Source organism: Methylobacterium indicum (assembly GCF_001043895.1).
GTDB classification, from domain to species: Bacteria; Pseudomonadota; Alphaproteobacteria; order Rhizobiales; family Beijerinckiaceae; genus Methylobacterium; species Methylobacterium indicum.
Map to the genome: position 1 here is coordinate 1 of NZ_JTHF01000100.1, position 15,774 is coordinate 15,774.

General features: G+C 70.7%; 17 protein-coding genes. 11 read left to right on the plus strand and 6 right to left on the minus strand.

The window, feature by feature from the left end:
* Nucleotides 1-188: 188 nt before the first annotated feature.
* A complete protein-coding gene (locus QR78_RS12080) occupies nt 189-476 on the plus strand; it encodes a BrnT family toxin (protein WP_048427783.1) in 288 nt (95 codons plus the stop codon).
* On the plus strand, nt 457-726 hold the full coding sequence (locus tag QR78_RS12085; RefSeq protein ID WP_048427771.1) for a CopG family antitoxin: 270 nt from the start codon (nt 457-459) through the stop codon (nt 724-726). The genes QR78_RS12080 and QR78_RS12085 overlap by 20 nt, the downstream gene beginning before the upstream one ends.
* A gap of 20 nt (nt 727-746) precedes the next feature.
* Here the strand turns inward: QR78_RS12085 and QR78_RS12090 are convergent, their stop codons facing one another.
* The 4 genes from QR78_RS12090 to aspS form a co-directional block, all read right to left on the minus strand.
* Entirely contained in the window at nt 747-1,043 is a 297-nt protein-coding gene (locus QR78_RS12090; protein WP_048427772.1) for a nucleotidyltransferase family protein, read from the minus strand.
* A gap of 64 nt (nt 1,044-1,107) precedes the next feature.
* On the minus strand, nt 1,108-2,166 hold the full coding sequence (locus tag QR78_RS12095; protein ID WP_048427773.1) for an acyltransferase family protein: 1,059 nt from the start codon (nt 2,164-2,166) through the stop codon (nt 1,108-1,110).
* Nucleotides 2,160-3,059 (minus strand): glycosyltransferase family 2 protein, encoded by a 900-nt coding sequence (locus QR78_RS12100; protein WP_048427774.1) that lies wholly within the window; start codon nt 3,057-3,059, stop codon nt 2,160-2,162. Before QR78_RS12100 ends, QR78_RS12095 begins: the two co-directional genes overlap by 7 nt.
* 9 nt (nt 3,060-3,068) lie before the next feature.
* Nucleotides 3,069-4,883 (minus strand): aspartate--tRNA ligase, encoded by a 1,815-nt coding sequence (aspS, locus tag QR78_RS12105; RefSeq protein WP_048427775.1) that lies wholly within the window; start codon nt 4,881-4,883, stop codon nt 3,069-3,071.
* Between the two features lie 213 nt (nt 4,884-5,096).
* Between aspS and QR78_RS12110 the strand changes: the two genes are divergently transcribed.
* Both QR78_RS12110 and rnd read left to right on the plus strand, forming a co-directional pair.
* Entirely contained in the window at nt 5,097-5,624 is a 528-nt protein-coding gene (locus tag QR78_RS12110; protein ID WP_425284188.1) for a hypothetical protein, read from the plus strand.
* A 95-nt stretch (nt 5,625-5,719) separates the two neighbouring features.
* Complete coding sequence (gene rnd / locus QR78_RS12115; protein WP_048427776.1) at nt 5,720-6,880, plus strand: ribonuclease D; 1,161 nt, start codon at nt 5,720-5,722, stop codon at nt 6,878-6,880.
* Between the two features lie 50 nt (nt 6,881-6,930).
* Here rnd and QR78_RS12120 read toward each other — a convergent pair whose 3' ends face one another.
* On the minus strand, nt 6,931-7,962 hold the full coding sequence (locus QR78_RS12120) for an SDR family oxidoreductase (RefSeq protein ID WP_048427777.1): 1,032 nt from the start codon (nt 7,960-7,962) through the stop codon (nt 6,931-6,933).
* 181 nt (nt 7,963-8,143) lie between these two features.
* Here QR78_RS12120 and QR78_RS12125 point away from each other — a divergent pair, with 181 nt between their 5' ends.
* The 5 genes from QR78_RS12125 (at nt 8,144) to QR78_RS12145 (ending at nt 13,215) form a co-directional block, all read left to right on the plus strand.
* Entirely contained in the window at nt 8,144-9,085 is a 942-nt protein-coding gene (locus QR78_RS12125; protein ID WP_082172083.1) for an ABC transporter substrate-binding protein, read from the plus strand.
* 5 nt (nt 9,086-9,090) lie between these two features.
* Entirely contained in the window at nt 9,091-9,864 is a 774-nt protein-coding gene (locus QR78_RS12130) for an ABC transporter permease (protein WP_048427785.1), read from the plus strand.
* Nucleotides 9,864-10,658, plus strand: coding sequence for an ABC transporter ATP-binding protein (locus QR78_RS12135; protein ID WP_048427779.1), 795 nt, complete (start codon nt 9,864-9,866; stop codon nt 10,656-10,658). Before QR78_RS12130 ends, QR78_RS12135 begins: the two co-directional genes overlap by 1 nt.
* A gap of 210 nt (nt 10,659-10,868) precedes the next feature.
* Nucleotides 10,869-11,882, plus strand: coding sequence for a zinc-dependent alcohol dehydrogenase family protein (locus QR78_RS12140; RefSeq protein WP_048427780.1), 1,014 nt, complete (start codon nt 10,869-10,871; stop codon nt 11,880-11,882).
* A 115-nt stretch (nt 11,883-11,997) separates the two neighbouring features.
* Nucleotides 11,998-13,215 carry an NAD(P)/FAD-dependent oxidoreductase gene (locus QR78_RS12145; protein WP_048427781.1) on the plus strand — a complete coding sequence of 406 codons (1,218 nt, stop codon included), beginning with the start codon at nt 11,998-12,000 and terminating at the stop codon, nt 13,213-13,215.
* 31 nt (nt 13,216-13,246) lie between these two features.
* Here QR78_RS12145 and QR78_RS12150 read toward each other — a convergent pair whose 3' ends face one another.
* Nucleotides 13,247-13,540 (minus strand): helix-turn-helix domain-containing protein, encoded by a 294-nt coding sequence (locus QR78_RS12150; RefSeq protein ID WP_053220893.1) that lies wholly within the window; start codon nt 13,538-13,540, stop codon nt 13,247-13,249.
* Between the two features lie 267 nt (nt 13,541-13,807).
* Between QR78_RS12150 and QR78_RS12155 the strand changes: the two genes are divergently transcribed.
* Nucleotides 13,808-14,296: an META domain-containing protein gene (locus QR78_RS12155; RefSeq protein WP_048427787.1), complete on the plus strand. Its 489-nt coding sequence runs from the start codon at nt 13,808-13,810 to the stop codon at nt 14,294-14,296.
* A 219-nt stretch (nt 14,297-14,515) separates the two neighbouring features.
* Nucleotides 14,516-15,646 carry an ABC transporter substrate-binding protein gene (locus QR78_RS12160; RefSeq protein ID WP_244276472.1) on the plus strand — a complete coding sequence of 377 codons (1,131 nt, stop codon included), beginning with the start codon at nt 14,516-14,518 and terminating at the stop codon, nt 15,644-15,646.
* The last annotated feature ends 128 nt before the right edge of the window (nt 15,647-15,774 follow it).

Below are 15,774 nucleotides of genomic sequence, written 5' to 3' on the forward strand. Positions count from 1 at the left end.
GGGTCGCGGGTGGGGGGCATGGACGCTCGTGACGTGGACGATGTTCGGGCATGAGCTGGGGCGCCCGGCACCGGAGCGGCGGGCCTCTGTGCGTCGTGCCTGACGAAATCTCCCATTTCGTTAACTGTGGCGCCACCCTGGCTCTGTACATACGTTTGTGTGCATCATGGGCGGAGCAGCCTGTGTCGATGGTCAGGATCGAGTGGGACCATGGCAATCGCGAGAAATGCCAGAAGCATGGTGTCACGATCGCGGAGATCGAGGACGCCTTGCGCGGGCAGCCACGGATCGCGCCGGATCTGAAGCATTCGGCGACGGAGCAGCGCCTGATTGCCATCGGACGGACACCCGCCGGTCGATGGATCTTCGTTGCCTTCACGATCAGGCAGTATGGCGACGAGACGTCGATCCGGCCGATCAGCGCTCGCTACATGCACCGTAAGGAGATTGCATCCTATGAGCATCAGGGTTCCTGAATTCGCCACCGATGAGGAGGCCGAAGCTTTTCTCGATCAGGATCTGTCCGGTCTGGATTTTTCGCAATTCAAGCCGGCCCATTTCGAGTTTGCGCCCAAAACGGAGCGCGTCAACATGCGCTTGCCCAAGGACCTGCTCGATGCCGTCAAGGCGTCGGCCTCACAGGAGGGGATGCCGTACCAGCGGTTCATCCGCCGTGCGCTCGAACTAGCCGTGTCCCGGCCGGACGAAGCCAAGCGCGAGCGCTGAGCCGCGATCTGGCGTCGGCGTCAGAAAACGCGAACCGCCGGTCGCTCGATGCGCTCCCTCAGGCGCGGATGGAGGCCGTCGCGGGTGGTCACATCGATCTCGGTCCCGAGCTGGTCTTCGAGGAAGAGCTTGATGCCGACGAGATCGAAGCCGTTGAAGCGGCTCTCGGGGTCGTCGTCGATGAACAGGTCGAGGTCGCTGTCGGGTCGGGCGTCGTCCCGGACCGTCGATCCGAACAGGAACAAGGACGTGGCCCCCATGGCCCGCACACTGTCGGCATGGGCACGGAGCCGGGAGATGGCGTCGCCGCGTGTCATAGCAGGCAGGGTACCGCGCGGACCGGCGCGACGCTACCGCCGACGTCTCCTGGGGGCCGGAATGCTACGCCGCGTCCGCCGCCGCGCGCTTCCCGATCAGCCGCGCCTTCCAACCCAGCGCCGGCCGCTCGACGAAGCGCCAGGAGAGGGCCGCCACCGCCAGCGTGAGGACCAGCGACGGTCCGAGCAGCGCCCAGGCCGAAGCGGCGGGCATCAGCGCGTGCAGGCTCTGCTGCACCGGCCACCCGTACAGGTAGGTGCCGTAGGAGAGGTCCGCCCGCGGGTCGAGGGCCGGGTGGCGCACCGGAGGGACGAGGCCCAGGCAGAGCACCGCATAGGCCTCGGCGAGGAACAGCACCGGCGGGTAGAGGGCGGTCCCGTGCAGGAGCGCGGCCAGCCCGAGGCCGCCCAGCGCCAGAGGCCAGCTCAAGGGGGCCCGCTCGGCGTAGAGGAAGAACGCCGCGCCGGTGGCGAAGATCAGCGGCAGGCGCAGGGAAGTTTCGAGGCCCTTCGGCATCTCGCCCGTCCGCAGGCCGGCGAGCGCGAGGCCTACGACGAGGCCGGCCACCAGCAGCGGGCACAGCCAGCGCCAGCGCAGCGTCCCGAGGAGCCCCGCCGCCAGCAGGCCCAGGTAGCACAGGACCTCGTATTTCAGCGTCCAGACCGTCCCCATCGGGAAGCGGAACGGGTTCTCCGAAAACACCCCCGGCAGGGCGGCGTTGCTCTTGAAGGTGGTGAGTGTGCCTTGGATGAACCGCCACACGCCCGGATCGCTCCAGTAGGCGGAGAGGGACAGGCTCGTCATGAGGCTGCCGAGGCCGAGCGAGACGGCGAGCGTCGCCGCCACGAGCCCCGGGGCGATGCGCAGGGCCCGGGCGACGACGTAGTCGCGCGGGCCCCGCCGCAGGAGGCTCATGGTGACGAGGAAACCCGAGACGGCGAAGAAGCCGTTCACCGCGTGCTCGCCGAGGGTGTAGCCGGTGAGATGCGCCAGCGGCTCGTCGAGGACGGCGCCGGTGGTGACGCTGAAGGCGTGCGAGACCACGACGAGGAGCGCCAGCGCCAGCCGGACCGCCCCGAAGGCGTTGTGCGGTTTGGCCAGGCCGGCGGCGACCGTCACCACGGCGCGGTCTCCTGCGGCGGACTCTCGGCCAGGCCCTCCTGCGCCAGCGCGGAGCGGCCCTTGCGGGCGGCCCAGGCCCCGGCGACCGAACCGCCGTAGCGCTCCCATCCCGAGCGGCGGAAGACGAGCGCGGCGAGCAGCGCCTTGATCCCGTTCGTCGCCAGCATCGCACTCGTGGGGTCGGGCAGGCCGTATTTCCGCGAGACGTAAGATCGCGACCAGGCCTGATGCCAGCGCGAGCGGCGCACCCGGCCGCGCTCCGGCGCGCTCGACGCGCCGCGGCCGTGCAGCGCCACCGCGCCGTGGACGTGGACGAGCGCCCGGCCCGCATCGGCGATGCGCCGGCAGAGGTCGTCGTCCTCGTAGAACAGGAAGATGTTCGGATCGAACCCGCCGAGCGACAGGAAGAGGTCGCGGCGCACCATCAGGCAGGCGCCGGACAGGAACGGCGCGCAGGCGTCGCCCTCCGGCGGGTGGAGCCGCCCGCCCGGATTGGTGAGGTAGGGCGCGAGCAGCGAGCGCGGCTGGAAGAAGAAGCGCCCGTCCGGCTCGACGATGCGGGGCGCGAACAGCCCCGCATCGGGATAGGCCTCGGCCGCCGCCAGCAGGGCGTCGGCGGCGCCGGGCTGGAGCTCGACATCCGGGTTGACGATCAGCGCGTATTCGGCGCGGCCCGCCGCCCAGATGCCGGCATTGTTGGCCCGGCCGTAGCCCTCGTTGCGGGGCAGCCGCAGCACCCGCGCGCCCAAGGACGCGGCGAGGTCCGCCGAGCCGTCGCGGCTGGCATTGTCGACGACGAGCGCCGGGACGTGCTCGCGGGCGAGCGCCGCGAGGCAGGCCGGCAGCACGCCGGCACTGTCATGCGCGACGACGACCGCGACGAGACCGGGCACCGGCTCCGATCAGCCCTGCTTCTGCGGCAGGTTGAGGCGGATATGCAGCTCGCGCAGCTGCTTCGTGGTCACCTCGGACGGCGCGTTCATCATCAGGTCCTCGGCGCGCTGGTTCATCGGGAACAGCACCACCTCGCGGATGTTCGGCTCGTTGCAGAGCAGCATCACGATGCGGTCGACACCCGGGGCGATGCCGCCGTGCGGCGGCGCGCCGAGCTTGAGCGCGTTCAGCATGCCGCCGAACTTCGCCTCCAGGACCTCCTTGGGGTAGCCGGCGAGGCCGAAGGCCTTCTCCATCACCTCGGGGCGATGGTTGCGGATCGCGCCCGACGACAATTCGATGCCGTTGCAGACGATGTCGTACTGGAACGCCTTGATGCCGAGGATCGTCGCGTGGTCCTCGGGGTCGAGGGCCATGAAGGCCTCGTGGTCGAAATTCGGCATCGAGAACGGGTTGTGCGAGAAATCGACCCGCTTCTCGTCCTCGTTCCACTCGTACATCGGGAAGTCGGTGATCCAGCAGAAGGCGAACTGGTCCTTGTCGGACAGGGCCAACTCATCGCCGACGCGGATGCGCGCCTTGCCGGCGAGCCCGGCCGCCTTGGCCTCGGGGCCGGCGGAGAAGAACACCGCGTCGCCGGCCTTGAGCCCGGCCTTGGCGGCGATCGCCGCCTGCGCCTCCGCCGGCACGAACTTGGCGATCGGGCCGCGGCCGGTGAGCTGTCCGCCCTCCTCCTCGAACACGATGTAGCCGAGGCCGGGCGCGCCCTCGGAGCGGGCCCAGTCGTTGAGCTTGTCGAAGAACGAGCGCGGCTGGGAGGCAGCCCCCGGGGCCGGCACGGCGCGCACCACGCCGCCGGCCTTGATGGCGTTCTTGAACGCGTTGAAGGTCACGTCCTCGCGCAGGAATTCCTGCGTCACGTCGGCGATGACGAGCGGGTTGCGCAGGTCCGGCTTGTCGACGCCGTATTTCAGCATCGCCTCGGCGTAGGGAATGCGCACGAAGCTCGGCGAGACGCGCTTGCCGTCGGCGAATTCCTCGAACACCGAGCGCAGGACCGGCTCCACCGCCTGGAAGACGTCTTCCTGGGTGACGAAGCTCATCTCGATGTCGAGCTGGTAGAACTCGCCCGGCGAGCGGTCGGCGCGGGCGTCCTCGTCGCGAAAGCACGGCGCGATCTGGAAGTACCGGTCGAAGCCGGCGATCATCGTCAGCTGCTTGAACTGCTGCGGGGCCTGCGGCAGGGCGTAGAACTTGCCCGGATGCAGGCGCGACGGCACCAGGAAGTCGCGGGCGCCCTCCGGCGACGAGGCGGTGAGGATCGGGGTCTGGAATTCGAAGAACCCGCCCTCGCGCATCCGCCGGCGCAGCGAATCGATGATCGCGCCGCGGCGCATGATGTTGGCGTGCAGCTTTTCGCGGCGCAGGTCGAGGAAGCGGTACTTGAGCCGGGTCTCCTCCGGGTAGTCCTGGTCGCCGAAGACCGGCATCGGCAGTTCGGCGGCGGCGCCCAGCACCTCGAGATCGGTGATGTAGACCTCGACCGCGCCGGTCGGTAGTTCCGCGTTCTCGGTGCCGGCGGGACGCTGGCGCACCCGGCCGTCGATGCGGATCACCCACTCGGAGCGCACGGCTTCCGCCGCCTTGAAGGCCGCGGAATCGGCGTCGATCACGCATTGCGTGATGCCGTAATGGTCGCGCAGGTCGATGAACAGCACGCCGCCATGGTCGCGGACGCGGTGGCACCAGCCGGAGAGGCGGACGGTCGCGCCGATTTCGGACGGGCGGAGCGCCCCGCAGGTATGGGAACGATAGCGGTGCATGGGCGTGTCTTCGCTGTCCAGGATTCTTGCCAGAATTCTTGCCGGAATCCCGGCCGTCTCGGCCGGGCCGGCAGGCCGGGCGCGCGAGCCGTTCACCCGCACGCTAAAACGTGCGGCACCCATTCGCGAAGGGGGGAGCGAAGTCAAGCGCGGGGCCGCGGCAAGGGCGCGTCCGCACTTGTGGAACAAAGCGCGAACTCTTATATTATCCCCATGGATCAGCACAGCTTTTTCGGCTCGTTCGAGCCGCACCCGGACCCCTTGCCCGACACCCTGCCGGACCCGCCGCGGGACGCGCCCGCGGCGGCCCGGACGACGCCACCGGAGGACCGCGCCATGCCCGCCGACCATCACGAGGTGCTCCCGGAACGCCAGGCTGCGTTCGTGGAACGCCAGGACGGCGCCTGGCGCGTCCTGCCGATCGAGGGCCGGTTCGAGCTCGTCTACGAGGACGGCAACGGCGCCTGGAGCGTGCGCCGGCTCCAGGCGCACGAGCTGAAGATCGGCCCGGGCCGGGTGCTGGTCGGCGGCACCGACCGGGACCGGGACGGCTACCGGGGCTTTCGCGCCGACCGCATCCACCGCCTGACCGACCGCGACACCGGCGAGCGGGTCGAGCGCAACATCCTCGACTGGCTCACCCGCCGGGCGGAAGCGGCGCGGCGGGCGCGCGCGGCGGCCCTGCGCCAAAAGACCCTGCCCGAGGCGGCCCGCCCCGCCGGGAAAGCCCGCGCCGCGTGATTCTTGGTCACCGCGCCGTCCAATCCCCATAACCCACGGGGCCGGCCTCTCGCGGCGTCTCGCCCTCGACGGCGGGCTCCGCTATAGCCGGAGCCATGAAGCTGATTACTTCGACGGAAGAACTCGCCTCGGCCTGCTCGCGCTTTGCCACGCAACCCTTCGTGACCGTCGACACGGAGTTCATGCGCGAGACGACCTACTATCCGAAGCTGTGCCTGATCCAGATCGCGGCACCGGACGGCTCGACCGCGCTCGTCGATCCGCTGGCGCCCGACATCGACCTCGCGCCGTTCTTCGCGCTGATGGGCGACGAGGGCGTGCTGAAGGTCTTCCATTCGGCGCGCCAGGACCTCGAAATCATTTGGCTGCTCGGCGGGCTGCTGCCGCAGCCGTTCTTCGACACGCAGGTCGCCGCGATGGTCTGCGGCTACGGCGACTCGGTCTCGTACGAGCAGCTGGTCAACGACGTCGCCAAGGCGAAGATCGACAAGTCGTCGCGCTTCACCGACTGGTCGCGCCGGCCGCTCTCGGACGCGCAGCTGAGCTACGCGCTCTCGGACGTCACCCACCTGATCAAGGTGTACGAGGCTCTGGGCAAGGAGCTGGTCGCGACCGACCGCGGCGCTTGGCTCGACGAGGAAATGGCGGTCCTCACCTCCCCCGACACCTACCGGGCCGACCCGGACCAGGCCTGGAAGCGCCTGAGCAGCCGGATGCGCAAGGCCCGCGAGATCGCGGTGCTGATGGAGGTGGCAGCCTGGCGCGAGCGCGAGGCCCAGTCCCGCAACGTGCCGCGCGGGCGCATCCTGAAGGACGAGGCGGTGATCGACATCGCCACCTCGGCGCCCCGCAGCGTCGAGGCGTTGGGGCGCCTGCGCACGATCCCCGCCGGGTTCGAGCGCTCGCGCACCGGCACCGACATCCTGGCCGCCGTCGAGCGCGGCCTGTCGCGCGATCCCGCCTCGGTGCCGACCCCCGAGCGCGGCCGCGCCCGCAGCGGCGGCAACGGCGCGCTGGTCGAGCTCCTCAAGGTGCTGCTCAAGGCGGTCTGCGAGGAGGAGCGCGTCGCGCCCAAGATCATCGCCACCGTGGACGACCTCGAGGCCCTGGCCGAGGACGGCGCCGCCGACGTGCCGGTGCTGCACGGCTGGCGCCGCGGCCTGTTCGGCGAGAAGGCGCTGGCCCTCAAGGCCGGCCGCCTGGCCCTGTCGGCCGAGGGCGGCCGCGTGGTGGTGCGCGAGCTGCCGGACGCCTGAGCGGGAGCCTCGCGGAACCGGTTCCGCGAGGCCGTTCTTCCCATGCTGCCTCAGCGGGCGGCGATGCGGGTCTCCCGCTGCCCGCTCCGCCGCGCCGCCGCCAGCGCCGTCCCGCCGATCAGCCCCGCCGCGGCGATCAGGCCGAGATGCAGCCATAGCGGGTCGACGGCGACGACCCGGCCCTTCGCCTGCGCGTCGAACCGGCCGTGGGCGCCGTGGTCGCGCTTGGCGTCGACCGGCTCGAACAGGTTGTCGGGCCGGCCCTTCCGGGCGGCCTGCGACGTCATCTCGCCCCGGTAGCCGTGGCGGGCGAGGTAATGGTCGGTGAGGGCGGGCGCGGCCTGCGCCCCGAAGATCGCCAGCCAGGACGGGGTGCCGATCCAGAGCTCGCGCGGCGCGTCGTGGGCGGCCCGCACGATCTCCTCGGCGATCGCCTCGGGCTGGAAGATCGGCGGCACCGGCTCGAGCTTGCGCGGCAGGCGCGAGCGGGCCCAGTCGAATTGCGGCGTGTTCACCGCCGGCAGCTGCACCATGGTGAGGCGGATGCGGCTGCGGTGATGCAGCAACTCGGTGCGCAGGCTGTCGACGAAGCCGCGCACCGCCGCCTTGGCGGCGCAATAGGCCGATTGCAGCGGGATCGACCGATAGGCGAGCGCCGAGCCGACATGCACGATGGTGCCCCGGTCCGACGCCTTCATGTGGCGCAGCGCCGCCAGCGTGCCGTGGACCTGGCCGAGATAGGTGACGTCGGTGACGCGCTGGAACTCCTCCGCGGTCATCTGCTCGACCTCGGCGTAGACCGTCACCATCGCGTTGTTGACCCAGACGTCGATGCCGCCGAACTCCTCCGCGAAGGCGTCCGCCGCCCGCTCCACCGCCTTCGGGTCGGCGACGTCGGCCCGGTAGCCGAGCGCCCGGCCGCCCGCCGCCTCGACCTCCTCGACCGCCGCCGCGATCCCCGCCCGGCCCCGCGCCACGATGCCGACGTTCCAGCCCCGGCGCCCGAAGGCCACCGCGACGGCACGCCCGACCCCGGCGCTGCCGCCGGTCACCACCACGGTGGGGCGCGTTGTTCCGCTCATCCGACTGCTCCCGATGACACTGCGTCAGCCCCGACAACGCGCGCGCGGGGTTTCGGGTGCAGGACCTCGTGACGACGGGGCGTGCCGGATCGGCGGGCAGGCTGCCCGCTATTATGTCTATACACAAAGGCCGGGCGCCGGTACGACAGGCTCGACCGGAAGGCCCGAGCGGGAGGGGACGATGAAGGCGGTTGCGGCAGGATTGCTGGGAGCGGTCGCGCTGGCATGGCCGGCGCTCGCCCAGGAGACGAAGGTGACCGTCGGCCTCTCGGGCTGGACGGGCTTCGCGCCCCTGACCCTCGCCAAGGAGGCCGGCATCTTCAAGAAGAACGGCCTCGACGTCTCGCTGAAGAAGATCCCGCAGGCGAGCCGCCACCTCGCCATCCGCTCCGGCGACGTGCAATGCGCCGCCACCACGGTCGAGACCTGGGTGGTGTGGAACGCCAACGGCGTGCCGACGAAGCAGATCTTCCAGCTCGACAAGTCCTACGGCGCCGACGGCCTGGCCGTGCGCAACGACGTGTCGTCGGTCAAGGACCTGAAGGGCAAGACGGTCGCGGCCTCGGTGCCCGGCACGGCGCCGTATTTCGGGCTGGCCTGGATCCTCAAGGCCAACGGCCTGTCGCTCAAGGACGTGAAGGTCGTCAACCTGGAGCCGGGCCCGGCCGCGCAAGCGTTCATCGCCGGCCAGAACGACGCCGCGATGACCTACGAGCCCTACCTGTCCTCGGTCCGCGCCGCGCCGCAATCGGGCAAGATCATCGCCACCACCCTCGACTACCCGATGGTGATGGACACCTTCGGCTGCACGCCCGAGTTCCTCGACCAGAACCCGAAGGCCGCCAAGGCGCTCGCCGACAGCTACTTCGAGGCCCTCGACATGATCGCCAAGGATCCGCAAAAATCCTACGAGATCATGGGCGCCGACGTGAAGCAGACCGGCGAGGCCTTCGGCAAGTCGGCGCAATTCCTGCGCTGGCAGGACCGCGCCGCCAACAAGGCGTTCTTCGCCGGCGAGATCCAGAAATTCTCCGAGCAGGCGGCCGACCTGCTGCTCGAGATCGGCGTGATCCGGCAGAAGCCCGACATCGCCACCCTCGCCGATCCGCGCTTCGTGCAGTGACCGGCTTGCGCCCGCTGCAGCCGGTCGGGGGCCCGGCGAAGGTTCTTCTGGGCCTGAGCTTCTTCGTGCTGTTCGTGGCGGCCTGGGCCGCCGCGACGCTCGGCGGGCTGGTGCCGAAGACCTTCCTGGCCGATCCGATCACCATGGTCCAGGACGGCTGGCTGCTGCTGACCCGGTTCGACTTCCTGTCGGATATCGGCATCACGGTGTACCGGGTGGTCGGCGGCTTCCTGCTGGCCTCCCTGATCGCGGTGCCGCTCGGGGTGATGATGGGGGCCTACAAGCCGGTCGAGGCGTTCTTCGAGCCCTTCGTCTCCTTCGCCCGCTACCTGCCGGCCTCGGCCTTCGTGCCGCTCCTGATCCTCTGGGCCGGCATCGGCGAGACGCAGAAGCTGCTCGTCATCTTCATCGGCTCGGTGTTCCAGCTGATCCTGATGATCGCGGTCGCGGTCGGCAACGTCCGGCGCGACCTCGTCGAGGCGGCCTACACGCTGGGAGCGAGCGACGCCGGCATTATCCGCCGGGTGCTGCTGCCGGCGACCGCGCCGGAGATCGCCGAGATCCTGCGCCTCGTGCTCGGCTGGGCCTGGACCTACGTCATCGTCGCCGAGCTGATCGGCTCGTCCTCGGGCATCGGCCACATGATCATCGAGAGCCAGGCGCTGCTCGCCACCGGCCAGATCATCTTCGGCATCATCGTCATCGGGCTGATCGGCCTCGTCTCGGACTTCCTGTTCAAGGCGGCCAACCGGCTCCTGTTTCCCTGGAAGCTCGCCTGATGCGGGACAGTCTCGAAGTCGCGGTCGAGGGCGTGGCGCGGGTCTTCCCCGGCCACCGCGGCGCCAAGCCCGTCCAGGCCCTCTCCCCCACCGACCTCACGGTCGCCAAGAACGACTTCATCACCATCCTGGGGCCCTCGGGCTGCGGGAAGTCGACGCTGCTGCGCATCATCGCCGGGCTCGACCGGCCGAGCGCCGGCCGGGTCAGGGTCGCCGGCCGCGAGGTGCGCGGCCCCGGCCCCGACCGGGGCATGGTCTTCCAGTCCTACACCCTGTTCCCGTGGCTCACGGTCGAGGAGAATATCGGCTTCGGCCTGCGCGAGCGCGGGGTGCCGACGCCTCAGCGCCGCGAGATCGTCGCGGCCTATATCGACAAGGTGGGGCTTCGCGGCTTCGAAGGGCACTACCCCAAGCAGCTCTCCGGCGGCATGCAGCAGCGCACCGCCATCGCCCGGGCGCTCGCCAACGACCCCGCCATCCTGCTCCTCGACGAGCCGTTCGGCGCGCTCGACAACCAGACCCGCGGGCTGATGCAGGAACTGCTGCTCGGCATCTGGGAGCGCGAGCGCAAGACCGTGATCTTCGTCACCCACGACATCGAGGAAGCGATTTTCATGGCCTCGCGGGTGATCGTGATGACGGCCCGGCCCGGCCGCATCAAGGCCGACGTCCCGGTCGATCTCGGCCATCCGCGCCACTACACGGTGAAGACCAGCCCCGAATTCTCGCGGCTGAAGGCGCAGCTCACCGAGGAGATCCGGGCCGAGGCGGTGCTGGCGGCGACGGCGCATTGAGGCCATTGTCGGCAATTCCTTTCGGCCTCCGTCCCACCCGCAACCTCCGTCGAGGCCCCCGCTGGTCGCAGCGCGGGATGAGGTCGCGGAGGGGATGCAGGCACCGCGAAATCCGCAGCCCCCCGCTCGAATCCCCAGGCCCATGAACTAGCTTTCCCTGGCTCGAACCCCGTTCCCCGCTCCGGCGGCGCGACCGGCCAGGAGGACAGCATGAAGGCCTTCGTCGTCCGCACCCCCGGCGGCCTCGACCGCCTGGAGATCGCCGAGCGGCCCGATCCCGGGCAGCCCGGCCCCGGCGAGATCCGGGTCGCGATCCAGGCGACCTCGCTCAACTTCCACGACCTGCTGGTGGCGAGCGGGCGCTCCCCCGCCGCGGACGGCCGCGTGCTGATGTCGGACGGGGCCGGCACCGTCGAGGCGGTCGGCGCGGGCGTGACCGAATTCGCGCCCGGCGACCGGGTCGTCTCCTGCTTCTTCCCCCACTGGCCGGACGGGCCGCCCCAGACGCCGGTCGGCAACTTCGCACAGGTGCCGGGCGACGGGGTCGACGGCTTCGCGCTGACCCATGCGGTCCGCCCCGCGGGCGCCTTCACCCACGCGCCGCGCGGCTGGAGCTTTTCGGAATCCGCCACCATCACCACCGCGGGCCTGACGGCCTGGCGCGCCCTCGTCGGCGACGGGGGTCTCAAGGCCGGCGATACGGTGCTGGCCCTCGGCACCGGCGGCGTCTCGGTCGCGGCGCTCCAGATCGCCAAGGCGATGGGGGCGGCGGTCATCGTCACCTCCTCGTCCGACGCCAAGCTCGAACGGGTGCGGGCGCTCGGCGCCGACCATACGGTCAACTACCGCACGCAGCCCGACTGGGGCCGGCAGGTGCGCGACTGGACCGGCGGGCGCGGCGTCGACCACGTCGTCGAGGTCGGCGGCCCCGGCACCCTGGCGCAGTCGATCGAGGCGGTCCGCGTCGGCGGCCACATCGCCCTCATCGGCGTGCTCACCGGGCGGGCCGGCGAGGTGCCGACCTCCGCACTGATGGCCAAGCAGGCCCGGCTCCAGGGCTTGATCGTCGGCAGCCGGCGCCAGCAGCAGGATTACGTCGCGGCCCTCGAGCGGACCGGGATCCGCCCGGTGATCGACCGCACCTACGCCTTCGCCGACTTGCCCGAGGCCTTCCGCCACCAGGAGAGCGGAAGCCATTTCGGCAAGCTCTGCGTCGCCTGGTAGACTTGCGTCGCCTGGTAGACCTGCGGCGGCTGGCAGGCCTGCGGCGACGGGACATCCCCGTGGCCGCGCAGCCCCAAGCTCGACGGCACCGGGGTCTCCGGGATAAGGGCGTGTGATGAACGGAATCGTGGTGGTCGGCGCCGGCCAGGCCGGCTTTCAGCTCGGGGCCTCCCTGCGGGAGGGCGGCTATGCCGGCCCGGTGACCCTGGTCGGCGACGAGCCGGGCCTGCCCTACGGCCGCCCGCCCCTGTCGAAGGCCTACATGCTCGGCAAGACCGACGCGGCGGGCCTCGCCCTGCGGCCGGACGCCTATTTCGCCGAGCACCGGCTGACCCTGCGCGGCGGCAAGCGGGCGGTCGGGATCGACCGGGCGGATCGCCGCCTCCGCCTCGCCTCGGGGGAGGCGCTGCCCTACGACCACCTCGTCCTGGCGACCGGCGCGCGCAACCGCCCGCTGCCGGTGCCCGGCGCCGACCTGCCCGGCGTCCACCAGCTGCGCACGCTCGCGGAAGCCGACGCCCTCAAGGCGGCGCTCGCCGAGGTGCGGTCGGTCGCGGTGGTGGGGGCCGGTTTCATCGGGCTCGAATTCGCGGCGATCTGCGCCCAGACGGGGATCGCCGTCACGGTGATCGAGGGGCTGGACCGTCCCCTCGCCCGCGCGGTCTCCGCCGAGATGGCGGCGCTGATCGAGGCCTCGCATGTCGCGGCCGGCGTGCGGTTCCTGTTCGGCCACGCGGTCGCGCGCATTGTCGGGCCGGACCGCGCCCGCGCCGTGGCGCTGGCGGATGGGCGCGAGGTCGCCACCGACCTGGTCCTCGTCGGCATCGGGGTGATCCCCAACGACGCGCTGGCGACCTCGGCCGGCCTGCGGGTCGAGAACGGGGTCGCGGTCGACGCGATGCTCGCCACCGAGGATCCCGCCATCTCGGCGATCGGCGACTGCGCCAGCTTCCCCTCGCCGCATGCCGAGGGCGCGCGGGTGCGGATCGAATCGGTGCAGAACGCCGTCGACGGGGCCCGCTGCGTCGCCGCCCGCCTCGCCGGCCGGCCCGCCGCCTTTACGGCGGTGCCGTGGTTCTGGAGCGACCAGGGCCCGCTCAAGCTCCAGATCGCCGGCCTGTCCCGGCCGCAGGACGAGGCGGTGCGCCGGGGCGGACCCGGTTCGGGCGTCTCGGTCTTCCGCTACCGGGACGGGCGGCTGACGAGCGTCGAATCGCTCAACCGCCCGGCCGACCACATGGTCGCCCGGCGCCTGCTCCAGACGGGCCGGAGCCCGACCCCCGAACAGGCGGCGGATCCCGGCTTCGACCTCAAGGCGCTGGCGCTGGGCTGACGCCGCGCGCGGCAGGCCTGTCGGTCGTCGTCTACCGGTCGTTCTCGGTCGTCAGTTCGCTCGGCGGGATGCCCTTGTCGGGCGCGTCGTCCGGGCGCAGGCGCGCATCGGGGGCCGCGCCGTCCGTCAGCTCCACGCCCGCGGCGACGAGGGCGCCGCGGATCGCCGCGCGCTGCTGCGCCGAGGGCGGGTACTGGCCCGCCTCGAACTGCCGGATGCTCTGCGCGTCGACGTTGGCACGCAGGGCCAGATCGTCCTCCGACCAGCCCAGCAGGTCCCGCCCCCGGCGCAGCTGCGCCGCCGTGATGTCGTCTCCGCCGCTCACTGAACGCCCGTCCTTGGCTCGATGTGGATCCTCCGCGGCCCCGTGCCCCGGGGCCGCGCCGTCCTGGCTAACGGCGGCGCCCCGCTTTCGTTGCCACACCCACAAGCTTTCGCGAGACGTGCCATATTACGGCCAAGCTTGCCGCATAATTGCAACAGTCGTCGGCAAGATGCCGATCCGGGCCATCCGCGCCGGCGCCCAGGGTTGCAGGCGCGGGGTGCCCTCTCTACGGTCCGCGATCAACACGACAATGCAATGGGGAATGCGATGAAGGCGATGCAGGTTGCGCTGGCCGCCGGTGCCGTCGCGCTGTTGGCGTCCGCCACGCAGGCTTCGGCCCAGAACATGCTAGGCTACGGTCAGAAGAACCGGGACAAGGCGGCACAGCCGCAATACATCCCGCCGATGAAGGCGCAGGAAAAGGTCTTCCCGCTCGATTCGACCTGGACCGCGGTCAGCCTCAACGGCAAGCCCTTCGCCGGGGCCGACCGTCCGAGCTTCATCATCGACAAGCAGTACCGCGCCCGCGGCTTCGGCGGCTGCAACACCTTCGCGGCGACCGCCTTCCCGCTCAAGGAGCAGCACCTCGCGGTCGGCCCGCTCGCGCTGACCAAGCGCAGCTGCGACAAGGCGGTCGGCGCCTCCGAGATGCAGTTCCTCACCGCGCTGCGCACCTCGGGCCAGTGGGACCTCGTCGGCTCGCAGCTGGTGATCAAGAGCCAGGCCGGCGAGCTGCGCTTCGACCGCGCGCTCTGAGAATCATCCTTTCGCCGCATGCCACGACGGCCTCGCCCCTCGGCGGGGCCGTTCGCGCATGGGAAGGCCGCCGGAAACGATTTACCTCCGTGGTCCAGTGCTTTAAGGCGCTCTCGTCCGTCCGGCGCGACGGTCCGGGCCTCGGCTCCCGCCGCGGGCGCGGCGCCGATGCGGCCTAAACCAGAAGAGCGGATGCGAGGAGGAACCGGGATGCGGTCGATGTCGAGGAGAGTGCTGCTCGCGGCGGCTTTGCTGGGAAGCGGCCTGACCGGCGCGCTGGCGCAGGACAAGACGCCGGTGAAGCTCGGCGCGATCGAGATCCTGACCGGGCCGAACAGCCGCTACGGGATCGCGATCCAGCGCGGCTTCGACCTCGCGCTCGCCGACATCAACAAGGCCGGCGGCGTGCTCGGCGGCCGTCCGCTGGCCCTCGCCTACGAGGATTCGGCCGGCGCCAAGGAGCAGGCGCTCAACGCCGCCCGCAAGCTGATCGGCCGCGACAAGGTCCCGCTGATCCTCGGCCCCACCCTGTCGAACGAGATGTTCGCCGCCGGTCCCGTCGCCAACGAGCGCAAGGTGCCGATCGTCGGCACCTCGACCACCGCCAACGGCATCACGGCGATCGGCCCCTACGTCTTCCGCACCTCGCTGCCGGAATCCGACGTCATCCCGGTCACCCTGAAGACAGCGCAGGCGAAGTTCGGCATCAAGCGCGTCGCCGTGATGTACGGCAACGACGACGCCTTCACCAAGTCGGCCTACGACGTGATGAAGGCCTCGCTCGAGAAGCTCGGCATCGAGACCCTGACCACCGAGACCTTCGGCGCCAAGGATTCGGACTTTTCCGCCCAGCTCACCAAGATCAAGGCGCTGAACCCCGACGCGATCGTGCTGTCGGCGCTGGTCGAGGCGGCCTCGGGCATCGAGCTCCAGGCGCGCCAGCTCGGCATCCCCGACAAGGTGTTCTTCATCGGCGGCAACGGCCTGAACTCGCCCAAGCTCGGCGACATCGCCGGCAAGGCGGCGGACGGCACGCTGGTCGGCAGCCCGTGGTTCATCGGCAAGCCGGACGCGGCCAACCAGGCCTTCGTCAACGCCTTCAAGGACAAGTACGGCGGCGACCTGCCCGACCAGTTCGCGGCCCAGGCCTTCGACACCCTGCACATCGTCGCCAAGGCGATCGATGCGGCCGGCGCGCCCGACTCCGAGAAGATCAAGGATGCGCTGATCAAGGTGAAGTATACCGGCGTGATGGGCCCCTTCGCCTTCTCGGAGAGCCGCGACCCGGCCGATACCTCGGGCGTGGTGGTGCTGGTGATGAAGGACGGCAAGTTCCAGCTGCTGCAGTAATCAACATCTATCAGTGAAGCACCTCCCCTCCCCCTTGTGGGGAGGGGCCGGGGGTGGTGCAGAAGGCACCGCAATGCTCTACGCGGCACCACCCCCACCCCTAACCCCTCCCCACAAGGGGGAGGGGA